The sequence below is a fragment of the Natronorubrum halophilum genome, from assembly GCF_003670115.1.
GTDB classification, from domain to species: Archaea; Halobacteriota; Halobacteria; order Halobacteriales; family Natrialbaceae; genus Natronorubrum; species Natronorubrum halophilum.
The window spans coordinates 120,919-133,246 of sequence record NZ_QQTY01000007.1 but is presented as its reverse complement, the minus strand read 5'-3'; the positions used below and the strand labels follow the sequence as shown (position 1 = coordinate 133,246).

Sequence of the window (12,328 nt, the reverse complement as noted above, 5' to 3'; positions counted from 1 at the left end):
GCAAGTTAAATGCGATCCTACAGCATCGAAATGCACCGAAACGGAGACAGAACTACCCGTACGACTAGTATAACTATCCGGAATAATCGAATACGCTCAGGGTATGTCTCGATCGAACCGCTCAGATATGCATATCGGCTGTCCGGAGTGTGAGGCAACGGTCAGTGCGTCCGTTCCACCGGGTCCAGGAATCATCGAAGAGAGCGAGTCGAACCGGCTCCAGGGAATCGAATCGACGTGTCGAAGCTGTGGTCACGAAGTCGAGCTCTACTACTACTGAAAACCGAGTAAGCGGTCTACCCCCCATTGAAACACCTCGTACCTATAGCAGTAGTCTCTCGTAACCACACCACGTTTCCGGTGAAATCATCGAATGTGACTGTCCGGTTTTCGAGACTATGTTGCTCGAGGGACACACCGGGTTTCCGATGAATTGGCCGGGCCGAACGGGAGGAGCGATACGTGACTCGGGACGTGATAAAACCGTCTGGGAGGTCCGGACCGAGGGAAGCGGGGAACTGAAACGCGGTAGCCTGTAGAGACGAACGGCGACGCGATTATCCGCACAGACACACCACGTTTCCGGTGAACGAGAGTGAGAAAGCACACGCTACTGTTTGGCGGACACACCAGGTTTCCGGTGAAACAGGTGAACGACTGCGAATATTGCGAGGGTGAATCTGGATGGGGACTGACGATGAGACGGGTTCTACGAGAATTCTACGAGGACAGTTAGGACAGCTAGAGGGTCAGAAATGAGGTCTGTGGATTGGGGTCGGGATTCGAGTCAGAAAACTGGAGATGGAAAACGAGGGTGAAGGCGGAGAACGAGTCTGGAGGCGGCGGGACAAAACGGTAAACCAGAGAGATCTCCAGAAGAGGAGGGATTCACGGGAGAGGTACCGAACCCTTCCAACGAGCGAAATCATTCTAGGGGCAGAATCGGAGCGCGCGCACACCACGTTTCCGGTGAAATGGATTGGGGAGAGGTGATGCGATGATTTGTCGTCCTTCATTCGGATAGAAGGGACGAGACTCGATTGTAGAGCCCCATGAAGGTCCTCTGCAGAGTTTCTCGAGTCTATAGGACTCTAGAATGATAGCGGGAATGTTGGGTTAACCACCCTCATCCATTGAAGTTTAACTGTAGAACAATTAACAGTCACCCGTCCGAGGAATAGTTAATTATAAGGTGCAGTAAACTAAAAAGTCCATTAAGTTAAATAACATCTTGCCTGTGTTGGCGTTAGCCAACGAGCGATGATTCACCGGAAATCCCGATTCTGAGCCGTTCTCGATGGCGGTCTCGAGTGATATCGTGACATTCTCATTCGGTTATTGTTCACTATTCCTTACCCCACAGTCTCTTTGAGGGCTGTTGTCTCTCATCTTTGTGGCTTCTTATCCTGTGGGGTTCTTGTCTCATTTACTCTTCTCCTGTATTTTCATCACCCCGTTTTCCTATTCTAATACTACTCGTATTGTGCTTCTAATGGGTCTGAACCACGAATTTGTGTCTCTCAGTTTCTCTCACACACCGGGTTTCCGGTGAACCTCAACCCCCGTTTCAACTGCACCCCCCACCCCGTTCACCCCATTTCACCGGAAACCCGGTGTGTGTGTGCTCTAATCGAGCACCCTCCCGCTCTTCGTCCACCCCACCCGCTCGAGAATCGCTCTCGACGCCAAATTCGTCACCGTGACGGATTTTCCGCTCTCGAGTCCAAACAGTAAAGACGTTTCACCGGAAACGTGGTGTCTATACTCTATGTCGAGCTCCGGCGATGACCTCTTCACCCGTGACGATCCAATCTTCGAGAACAAGGAACTGCTCGAGATCAACCACCTCCCCGAGGAGGGGCGTATCGTCGGCCGAGACGACGAGATCGCGGATCTCGCGAACGCCGTCAATCCGGCCATCTTCGGGCAGAGCCCGAGCAATCTGCTTATCTACGGCAAGACGGGCACCGGAAAGTCACTCTGTGCAAAACACATCTCGGAGCGGCTGGTTCGTGTCGCAAAAGATGAAGGTGTCACGGCCGACTTCGCCTACGTCGACTGCGCACAGGATAGCACGGAGACCCAGGCCGTCCAGACGATCGCTCACTCGCTGAACGATTCAGCGATCACCGACGTCAAGATTCCCGACAAGGGGCTCAGCACGTCGACGTACTACAAGCGCCTCTGGCGGGTCCTGGATACCCAATACGAGGTCGTTCTCATCATTCTGGACGAGGTCGATAAACTCGACGACGACGACATTCTGATGCAACTTTCGCGCGCGGGAGAAGCCGGCAAACTCGAGTCGTGCAAAATCGGCGTGATCGGTATCAGTAACAAAATCAAGTACAAGGATCGGATGGACGAGCGGGTCAAATCCAGTCTCTGTGAACGCGAGTTCGTCTTCCCGCCGTACGACGCGAACCAGCTTCGAGACATTATGCAGGCTCGAAGCGACGCGTTCAAAGACGAGATACTCGAGCCGTCGGTCGTTCCGCGGGCTGCAGCCCTCGCTGCGCGCGAACACGGTGACGCCCGGAAGGCGATCGATATCCTTCGGTATGCCGGCGAGATCGCCCAGTCCAACGGCAGCGAGACGGTTCGCGAGGAGTTCATCGTGCAGGCCCGCGAACGGGCCGAAACCGACCGGTTCCGGGAGCTCATTCGGGGCTCGACACCGCATTCCCGATACGTGTTGCAGGCGCTCGCGGTTCTCGCGCTCAACACGCCCAACGAGGATGGATTCCGGACGACCAAGATCTTCGACGTCTACGAGGAGATCTGCCGCCAGGAAGGCTCCGATACGCTCTCGCTTCGACGGGTTCGTGACCTGCTGAAAGAACACGCGTTCCTCGATATTATCGAGCAATCCCGCCAGAGCGGCGGTAGCGCGGAAGGAAGTTACACCGAGCACCAACTGCTCGAGGACCCGGACGTCGTCCGGAAGGTTCTCGTCGAAACGGACGACGCGTAATGGGTATCGGAACGGATGGCGCGTAGTGGGTATCGAAATGGTGGATTCCACCGGAAACCTGGTGTCGGTTTCATCGGAAACCCGGTGTCTTGCGTTCGTCTCTCTTCGTACCACTCGTGTCTGCTACCGGCGTCTACCACCGGTTTCCCAGCCACGGGGTGAGTCGTTCAGTCGTTCAGCGCCGCCTTCAGTGACCACGACGAGATCTTCGATCCTGACCCCGAATTTGCCCTCGAGGTAGATGCCCGGCTCGACGCTGAACACCATTCCGGGCTCGAGCTCGCGGTCGTTGCCGTCGACGATGTAGGGTGGCTCGTGGACCTCGAGTCCGACGCCGTGGCCGGTTCGGTGGACGAAGGCGTCGCCGTAGCCGGCGTCTTCGATAACTGACCGCGCGGCCCGGTCGATCGCGCCAGCAGCCACGCCCGGTTCGACGGCGTCGATCGCAGCTTTCTGTGCCGACAATACGGTTTCGTGAACGCGTTCGTACTCGGGTGAGGGCTCGCCGACGACCATCGTCCGGGTCTGGTCGCCGGGATATCGACCCGTTCCCGCCTCGAGGTCCGCCGCGACGAACGCGCCGAAATCCAGAACGATCGGGTCACCGGGTTCGATCGCTCGGTCTCCGCTGTGGTGGTGTGGTCGCGCGCCGTTCGGTCCCGACGCGACGATCGTCGTAAACGACGGCTCACCGCCGCCGGAGGTTGCGAGCAGTCGCTCGATCTCACTCGCCAGTTCCGCTTCGGTCGTCCCGACGAGGTCCTCCCCGCGCGAGCGAACCTCGAGCGAGACGCGATCGGCGATCGTCCCGGCCCGTCGAAGCGCCTCGAGTTCGACCTCGTCTTTGCGGATCCACAGGTCCTCGAGGACGGTACTCGCGAGACCGAACGTTGCGTTCGGAACGCACTCCCGGAGGTCGTGCGTGAACGTCGCCCACAGCCGATCGTCGACGAGGATCGACGGTGCCGAATCGCCTGCGGAGGCGGCCTCGCGTTCATCCCGACTGCCCTCGAATTCGCCTCGACCGCGTTCATCCTGACTATCCTCGAATTCACCTCGACCGAGTTTTTCCTCGAATCCGTTTCGGCCGACTATCTCCTCGAGAACGGTATCGATCAGGTCAACGGGGTCATCGTCGTCGTCCCACAATCGCAACTCGAGCGGCGGATCGCCGAGCGGCAGTCCCGCGAGTTGTTGTTCGTACATCGCGGGTGCGACGAAGACGGGATCGCCTGTTTGCGGAACGAACAACAACAGGTGGCGCTCGGACGGCGACTCCTCGAAGCCGGTGAGGTAGGTCAGATTCGGACTCGGAAAGCAGACGAGCAACGCCGCATCGGTGCGCTCGAGTCGTCGCTTACACGCCCGAATCCGATTTTCGAACGGAGAGTGCATACCGGCGATTCACACGAGAGCGGAAAGAACGTTTGGTCCGTCTCGCGGACGGGTAACCGCACGCACGCCAACCACCGATCAACCACCGCACGTACGCCAATCACCGCGATCAACCGCCACACGTAGGCTAACCTACCACGATCAACCGCCACACGTAGGCTAACCTACCGCGATCAACCGCCACACGTAGGCTAACCTACCGCGATCAACCACCGCCGTACGCCAACCACCGATCAACCACCGCACGCACGCCAACCACCGCACACAGTCAACCGTCGGTCAGTCACACCGTCCAGACAGTCGGTCGATTTCGGCTACTATCGGGGGGGACTATTAGACTCCCATGCGGATGCAGGCCGCGAACCAACCCGGTCCGAGGGAGTGATATAGCAGCGAATGCGATTTACCGACGCGCGGTCGTCGTCGACGCACCCGAACAATCGACAGCTACGGGCCGACGGGTACGGTCGAGGGACCGATGACGTCCGGTCCGACGGGCCGTCCTGTCCCGGTCCACTGATCGTTGTTTCGAACCGCCAACCATATCGACACGAATACGAGGAGGCGGTGTCGGCCGCGGACACGAAGGAACCACCGGATGTCTCCGAAGACGGAGAGAGGCAAGCCGATAGTTCCGTTTCCGAGTCGGCTGCCGAGACTGCCGATCGGTCCATAACGGTCGATGAACCGACCGGCGGACTGACTGCCGGTCTCGATCCCGTCCTCCAACGGGCCGAAGGAACGTGGATCGCCTGGGGCGACGGTGACGCCGACTTCGCCGTCGCGGACGAACACGACCGCGTTGCTGTCCCGCCGGACGAGGAGGCCTATACGCTCCAGCGCATCGACCTCTCGGACGAGGCGGTCGACTCCTACTACTACGGATTCAGCAATCGCGTTCTCTGGCCGTTGTGTCACGGATTCACCGACCTCGTCGAAAACCGACCGAACGATTTCGAGTGGTACCGGACGGTCAACGAGCGTTTCGCCGAGGCGGTGAGCGAGCACGCGACGGCTGACTCGGTCGTCTGGCTTCAGGACTACCACTTCGCGCTCGCCCCGCGAATGATCTGCGAGTCGGTTCCACGGTCGACGACCGTTGCGCAGTTCTGGCACATTCCGTGGCCGTCGGCGGCGACCTTTCAGCGCTGCCCGGTGGGCGTTCGCGTTCTCGAGGGGTTGCTCGGGAACGATCTGTTGGGGTTCCATATCGACAGGTACGCCGACCGCTTCCTCGACTGCGTGCAGCGGTACCTGCCGGCCGCGGACGTCGACCGGGAACGCCGGACCGTTCGATACGATGGCGAGACGACCCGCGTCGTCGCGACGCCGATGGGGGTCGATGCCGAGTCGTACGATCAGGATGCCCGATCGGTTTCAGCGTCACAGCTCTCGTCGCTGTTCGATCGATACGACATTCAACGCGAGAACGTCATCGGACTCGGCGTCGATCGACTCGACTATTCGAAGGGGATTCCCGAACGGCTGGCCGCCATCGAGCGGTTCCTCGAGCGAAATCCGGCGTGGCACGGCGAGTTCACGTTCGTTCAGACGGCTACCCCTTCCCGAACCGACATTCGGGCGTACGAGAAACACGGCGAACTCGTCCGGAGCGAAGCCGAACGGATCAATCGGCGATTCGGCACGCGTGAGTGGGATCCGATCGTCTACACCGAAGACCACATCTCGGCCGCCGATCTCTGTGCGCTGTATCGGCGCGCGGATCTAATGGTCGTGAGTCCGCTCGTCGACGGGATGAACCTGGTCGCACAGGAGTACGTCGCCGCGAGCATCGACGGGGATGGTACGTTAGTGTTGAGCGAGGGAACCGGTGCTCACGAGACGCTCGGCTCGCACGCGCTCACGATCGATCCGACCGATATCGACGGATTCGCACGACAGATCGAAACGGCGGTCTCGATGCCCTCCGACGAGCGACAGCGTCGGATGAACACGCTTCGGAAGCGGGTTCTCGAGGGCGACCTCGAGTGGTGGATGGAGACCCAGTTCGACTGGATCCGTCGCGTTCACGGCGATGGTCCCGCTCGAGGCCCTGACTCGGACCTGAAGCGAGAGTTTGACGAACGTACTGATCGCGATTCCGATCCTGATTCGAACGCGGGCTCAAACACGGGATCGGACACTGACACGAATTCGGATTCGTACTTTGATCCGCACGAACGAACACCGCAACTGTAATCGATGTCGACTCTAACACCGCCATCACCGATCGACGAGCAGCGAGCACAGATCCGTTCGACACTCGCCGACGCGTCACGGCTGCTTCTCTGTCTCGATTTTGATGGGACACTCGCGCCGATCGTCGAAGAGCCGGACGAAGCGACGCCGACAACGGCAAACGAGAACGCCCTGGCGACGCTCACGTCGGATCCCGCGGTGTCGACGGCGATCATCAGCGGTCGTTCGCTGACCGACGTTCGCGGTCGGGTCGATGGCCCGAAGATGTACGCCGGCAATCACGGCCTCGAACTCGCCCGCCGCGGATCGGTCGCCGTCCACCCGGTGGCTAACAAACGGGCGTCGCAGGTCGAACGAGTCTGTGAAACGCTCGAGACGGCCCTCGAGTCCGTGCCGAACTACCGGATCGAAAACAAGCGCTTGACCGGAACCGTTCACGTCAGATCCGTCCCAGACGACGCTCAGCCGTTCGTTCGACGGCAGACGCACGCGGTTGTCGACCAGGTCGGCGGCGACGCCCTCGAGGTTTCGACCGGAAAACGGATCTACGAGATCGGGCCGTCGATTCCGTGGGGGAAGGGGAACGCGGTCGCGTTGATCGCGGCCGATATGCCCCCCGATACGGTGCCGATCTATATCGGTGACGACGTGACCGACGAGTCGGCGTTTCGGACGGTTGAATCGGACGGGATCGGTGTTCGAGTTGGTGGCGACGAGCCATCTGCGGCTTCCTGTCGGATCGACTCCCCCGAGGCGGTGGCGCGGTTGCTCGAGTGGCTCGGATCGGTCGGTATCGATGCCCTCGAACGCGGCGAACCCGAGTTGCGCTCGATCAGTACACGATCGGTCACGGACGGTTCGCTGAGCACAGCGACCCGCTCGAGCTAACCAGAACCTGACCGTGCGACGCGGGTTCGAGGTGATTCCGCGCGAATTGCCGTCTTTGTTCCGCGCTCACCGTCGTCGCTGGTCCGCGTGAGCCGCTGTCGTTGCTTTTCGAAGGGGGAGTCGTCGCTGTTCTGCGCGAGTTGCCTCGCTGTTATTCGATGAGGGAGTCTCGAATGCCCCACTGTGTCCCGATTCCAACCTCCCACGGTCCGGTCTCGAAAATCCTCGCTGCCCGTCCTCGGTCGGCCCTCTTTTCGCTCGTACTGTCGGTTGCGGTGCCCTATCCCTCGCACTGTCAGGGCGATCTCGTTATCGATTCGACTTCACAACGAACCGATTATCGACGGCTCAGTTGTGTTGTTCATTCAAATTTCCACCATTATTTACTATTTTCAATAATCATCACCATACAAAACATGACCTACTAAGTCGAAAGTATTAGTTACCACTGGAAATATAGTGTCACATGAGAGTGAACGATAGTGAAGCTTCGCCAACCTACTGATTTCCTGATCCTCGAGGCGCTCGAGGACAAGGGTCGAAACGTCGCAACGAATCTCGCTGCACACACGGGCAAGAGCCGCAAGAACATCAACACTCGGCTTCCGGTGCTGGAGGATTACGGGCTCGTTCGGAAGATCGGTCCGGCAGACCGGTCCGGGCTATACGAGATTACAGCCACGGGAAAAGCAGCGCTCGTCTACCAGGACCAGTACGACGATGTCGACGACTTCGAGTCGCTCATCGAAGGACCGAGTGCGGATCGTTCCGAACAGGACGGTGACACGCAGGCGAGTTTCGTTCGCGGAGAAAACGAGGGGAACGACGACGAGTAACGGCTCCGAAATCGGTTCGGCCGCTGCTACTGGTACCACTCGGACGTCTATCTGTTCTGCGGGGTCATTCCACCGCTGTACGCTTCGAGGTCGCGGTGTGCACACGACGAGAAGGCCAGACTGAGTTTCCGAGTGTGGTCGGCTGGATCCGGGTAACTCCCACCACACCGTGAGCGGTCACCACCGTAGTCGGCCGTCCAGGCATAACTGCTCAGCATCGGCGTCGCGACAATCGCATCACCGTCGCGAAACGAGACACCGTGATCGTGGTGCAATCCGAGCGCGTGGCCGATCTCGTGGACGAGTATCTGCATCGTCCGCGGTCCACGCTCGTTCGGGACGATCCACCGGTCGACGTCGGCCTCCGGCGTCGCGAGAAGGGCGTCGAAGGAGTCGAGCGAGGAGAGATGTCGAGCCCCGCCGACCGAGGCGATATGCGGAAGTCCGTATCCGGTCGGCGCCCGCTCCATCTGTCCGTCCGTCACGAGCACGTTGACGTCCGCCGCGGGCGTGATATCACGGCTCCCGATCGCTCCCGAGGCGATGGCCATCGGCCACTCTCCGCTGGTGGTAACCCGCGCCCCGTCTTCGGTTGAGACCTCGACCGTTCCCCCGGCTGACAGCTCGAGCGACCAGTGTTCGAGAGCGAGAATCTCCTCGAGATACTCGAGTATGCGGTCCATGACGCCATCGTACGTCACGGCTCCGTTCGAGAGCCAGACCCGAACCTCGAGCGTGGTGACGGGATCTCGAGTCGCATAGGCCAGCGTCCCGACCGAGGCGAGCGAGCCGACCATTCCGAGGAATACGCGCCGCTTCACGACAGTGGCTCTCGAGTTCGACGGCCAGTCCGTGACGGTTCACATGTACACTCATTATACGTGTCCGGAGGGATACTGACTGGAGCGCTCGGAGTGGGTCAGCCGACCAGTAGCGTCCCGCTGCATTCCAAAACGCGGATCATCGACGGTCTCGGCAGGTGGTCGAAAACGGCGGGAGTCGGGAGTCCGGTGTCGACTATTCGGGCAGCGGACGCCGCGTATCGACGATGCGAGCACCGCGGTTGTCGACCCGAATCTCCGCCCAGGCGGGAATGTCGTCGGTCGGCAGCAACAGTAGCAAATCGTCGTCGCTCGTTGCCACCAGTCGTCGCTCGGGATTGCGCTGTCGGATGCACGGGTTCCACCGTTCGGCACGCAGGTAGTTCGTAACCTGACGGTCGGTGTAGTAGCGGCCGTTCGATCCCCTGTAGATCCCGTCGACGGGTGCGTTCGGTATCACGGCTGCGTGCCCGCTGTCGATCGACAGACGATATCGGTTGCCCGGATGCTCGTCGTTTTCATCCCGTTCGCACACCGTCGAGGGTTCGCTATCGATGCTTGGGTTCACAACGCGTACTTTTATATCGCCGTGAGTATCGCCGTTCGTGATACGTTCGGATCGCTCCCCCTCGCGAGCGCTCGCGACGGGCCGATATCGACTCGGGGGGTCGATTTTGACACACCGCATTTCCGGTGAACAGATCCTCGCTCGCGACTTGCATCCTGTCGCTATCGGTGGCGCTTTGTACTCTCCCCAATCTTTGGGCTTGCGCCGCTGGTTGGCGGCGTTCGCATTGACACAACTCGGCGTGATACGTTGGACCGTTTGACTAGTGTTATCAATCTCGAATCCATAGCGCTCGACTGCCTTCGTGGAACCGAAGGCGGTCGATGCGAGCGGAACCCATTCAAACTGCCACCACCTACCGTTCCCTCGCATTTCGAAGACGTTTCTGTGACGTCTCCGTCCAGTCTCCGCTGAGCACGACCTACGGTGTCCCGCCGCCGGCTTCGAAGAACTCCCCCAGAATCGACTTGAGTCCCTTCCGTAGGTGCTGGTGCATCGTCGGCGGTGAGACGCCCATCGCCTCGGCGATCTCCTCGCCGGTGCTTTCACGCGGCCAGTCAAAGAATCCCCCGTAGTAGGCGAGTCGCAGCGTCGTGAGCTGTCGATCGGTGAGCTGATCGAGCATTCGATTGCGTCGTTCGGCCGCGGTTTGGACCGCTCGATCGACCTCTCGGCGAGCGACGAGTTCGGTGTTCTCGTAGACGACCGTCAGCGCATCCGCGATCTCTCGGACGTCTGCATCCTGTGAAACCTCGATCAGGCAGGTCCCGACGCCGTTTTCGACGGCGACGTCTCTGATCGTCGCTCCGTGGTTCGCGAGCGTTCGGACGCCCGACTTCGAGAGTCGCATCTCGACCGTGCAACTGTTTTCCCCGTCGTGAATGAGCCGACACTCCTCGATCGATTCGTGGGCGTTCGCTGCTTCGAGGACGGTTTCGCCGGCGAGGCCGTCGACCGTGACGTACTGGAAGGTACGCCCGCCCGAGGTGGTGCCGGCCCACTCGAGCGAACAGGTACACCCGTACTCCTCGGAGAGATCGAACGAGAAGGTCTCGCCACCGTCGATTCGAAACTCGAGTTCGATGACGGTGTCGGAGAACAGTAACTGGCGGTTCTTTACGGCCATGATGGTAAAGCCGATCGTTTCGCCGAGCAGACTGAAGCCCGCACGTTCGCCCGTACTGAACGCCTCTTCGCGACTCGACAGGACCACCAACACGCCGTATATCGATTCGTTGTGACTGATCGGAACGGAGACTGCGGAACTGATACCATCTTGGCGCGCGCTTTCCCGGAGCGGCTCGGGAACCGCCTCGTTCTCGGGGATTCCCGTTTCCGTCTGGGTTTTTCCCGTCCGAACGGCTCGTTGTACCGCCCACTCGTCGTCGAATTCGCGTTCTCGAACGCACTCGAGGTACGTCTCTGTACTGCCCGCACCGGTTCGATACGAGAGCGTTCCCTCACCAGTACGTTCGGCGATCCAGGCCCCGCAGTACAGCTCCGAGTCGACGAGCTGTTCACAGACCTCGCGTTCGATGGCGTTTCGGGAAGGTGCCTCGACCAGCGTGTCGATTACCTGACCGACGACCATGCTAATTCTGTTGAGCGTCTCGAGTTGATCCTGTCGCGAACGCAACTCGCGTTCTCGCTTTGCCCGTTCGGTGATGTCCCGCGCGAGCCAGACGACGGCGCGCTGGCCCTCGATTCGTTCGTCGATCGGGACGACCCGTGCCTCGTATCGTCGTCGCCCATCGAAGGTTTCCACGCTGTACTCGATGGACTGAATCTCGCCCGTTTGGATCGTTCGATCGACGCATCCCTGTAGCTCCGCGGCAACGCCGTCCGGAAACACGCGCTCGAGTCGTTTCCCCATCAGTTCGTCGGCCGACATCGAGTAGAGATCCGCAACGTCGGAACGGACTTTCGCCTCGAAGTAGGTTCCGTCAGCACCGATAACGAACGCTTCGTCAGGGAGTTCGTTCGCGAGAATTCGATGATACTTGCCATCAGCCGTTTCGGCCGCCAGTCGTGTCTCTGCTGTTTCGGATGTCGGCATCGGTTCCGCCGACTTTGTTACCGTCGCTGACGCTCCTACTGAATCGCCGTCCGACTCTCGCAGCGAGCGTACCGTGTCGACGATCCGTTCGACGGGCTCAGTGTCCCCGTCAGTGAGAACGTAGTCGTCCGCGTTCGCACGTAGCGCGGCGGCTGCGAGCGCTTCGCTTCCCGACGAGGGTACGACGATCGTTGGAACGGTCGGTGCGGTCGTCCGAATGCGCTCGAGGACGGCACTCGTTTGCTCCGGGCACTCGAGTTCGAGAACGACGGCGATCGGTCGTTGGAACTCGCTTTCGGGTAGTTCGGAGGACGATTCCGCCGGCGTCTCCGGAGAAATTTCCGTCGAACGAGACGGCGTCCCCGGGCCGTCACTCGATTCGGATTCGGCGTCTGGGGGGCGTTCGGTCTCGAGAACGGTCTCGAGATCTGCCTCTGGCGACACCGACAGAACGTCGATCTCTGTCTTCTTTTGGAGACGCGTCCGGAGCGAACTCGACGGAGAGGTCGTAACGTGAACGATCGATTCGGATCGATTATCATATGACATACAATATCAGGGACCGTTGCTGTTGCCGATCGCAACGCTGAC

The 12,328-nt window shown here is 60.0% G+C and carries 8 protein-coding genes; 4 read left to right on the top strand and 4 right to left on the bottom strand.

The genetic code is table 11. From position 1 onward, the window contains the following. The first annotated feature begins 1,768 nt into the window (after positions 1-1,768). Positions 1,769-2,974, top strand: coding sequence for a Cdc6/Cdc18 family protein (locus DWB23_RS22610; RefSeq protein WP_121745032.1), 1,206 nt, complete (start codon positions 1,769-1,771; stop codon positions 2,972-2,974). A 123-nt stretch (positions 2,975-3,097) separates the two neighbouring features. Here the strand turns inward: DWB23_RS22610 and DWB23_RS22605 are convergent, their stop codons facing one another. After that, a complete protein-coding gene (locus DWB23_RS22605; protein ID WP_121745031.1) occupies positions 3,098-4,369 on the bottom strand; it encodes an aminopeptidase P family protein in 1,272 nt (423 codons plus the stop codon). Positions 4,370-4,765: 396 nt separating this feature from the next. Here DWB23_RS22605 and DWB23_RS22600 point away from each other — a divergent pair, with 396 nt between their 5' ends. The 3 genes from DWB23_RS22600 to DWB23_RS22590 all read left to right on the top strand — a co-directional run bounded on the left by DWB23_RS22600 (position 4,766) and on the right by DWB23_RS22590 (position 8,292). Further along, positions 4,766-6,568 (top strand): alpha,alpha-trehalose-phosphate synthase (UDP-forming), encoded by a 1,803-nt coding sequence (locus DWB23_RS22600; protein WP_121745030.1) that lies wholly within the window; start codon positions 4,766-4,768, stop codon positions 6,566-6,568. Positions 6,569-6,571: 3 nt separating this feature from the next. Next, positions 6,572-7,456 (top strand): trehalose-phosphatase, encoded by an 885-nt coding sequence (gene otsB / locus DWB23_RS22595; protein ID WP_121745029.1) that lies wholly within the window; start codon positions 6,572-6,574, stop codon positions 7,454-7,456. A gap of 482 nt (positions 7,457-7,938) precedes the next feature. Beyond that, on the top strand, positions 7,939-8,292 hold the full coding sequence (locus DWB23_RS22590; RefSeq protein ID WP_121745028.1) for a winged helix-turn-helix domain-containing protein: 354 nt from the start codon (positions 7,939-7,941) through the stop codon (positions 8,290-8,292). 47 nt (positions 8,293-8,339) lie between these two features. Here the strand turns inward: DWB23_RS22590 and DWB23_RS22585 are convergent, their stop codons facing one another. From DWB23_RS22585 to DWB23_RS22575, 3 genes are all read right to left on the bottom strand, one after another. Beyond that, the gene (locus DWB23_RS22585) at positions 8,340-9,113 is read right to left on the bottom strand and encodes a zinc metalloprotease (protein WP_121745027.1); all 774 of its coding nucleotides are present in this window, start codon (positions 9,111-9,113) and stop codon (positions 8,340-8,342) included. Between the two features lie 196 nt (positions 9,114-9,309). Beyond that, positions 9,310-9,573: a hypothetical protein gene (locus tag DWB23_RS22580; protein WP_121745052.1), complete on the bottom strand. Its 264-nt coding sequence runs from the start codon at positions 9,571-9,573 to the stop codon at positions 9,310-9,312. 529 nt (positions 9,574-10,102) lie between these two features. Further along, positions 10,103-12,286: a bacterio-opsin activator domain-containing protein gene (locus DWB23_RS22575; RefSeq protein ID WP_121745026.1), complete on the bottom strand. Its 2,184-nt coding sequence runs from the start codon at positions 12,284-12,286 to the stop codon at positions 10,103-10,105. Between the last annotated feature and the right edge of the window lie 42 nt (positions 12,287-12,328).

Bases quoted from the DNA above. Each gene is read 5' to 3' on its own strand.
- DWB23_RS22610 (WP_121745032.1), top strand. From the start codon at position 1,769: ATGTCGAGCTCCGGCGATGACCTCTTCACCCGTGACGATCCAATCTTC.
- DWB23_RS22605 (WP_121745031.1), bottom strand. From the start codon at position 4,369: ATGCACTCTCCGTTCGAAAATCGGATTCGGGCGTGTAAGCGACGACTC.
- DWB23_RS22600 (WP_121745030.1), top strand. From the start codon at position 4,766: ATGCGATTTACCGACGCGCGGTCGTCGTCGACGCACCCGAACAATCGA.
- otsB (WP_121745029.1), top strand. From the start codon at position 6,572: ATGTCGACTCTAACACCGCCATCACCGATCGACGAGCAGCGAGCACAG.
- DWB23_RS22575 (WP_121745026.1), bottom strand. From the start codon at position 12,286: ATGTCATATGATAATCGATCCGAATCGATCGTTCACGTTACGACCTCT.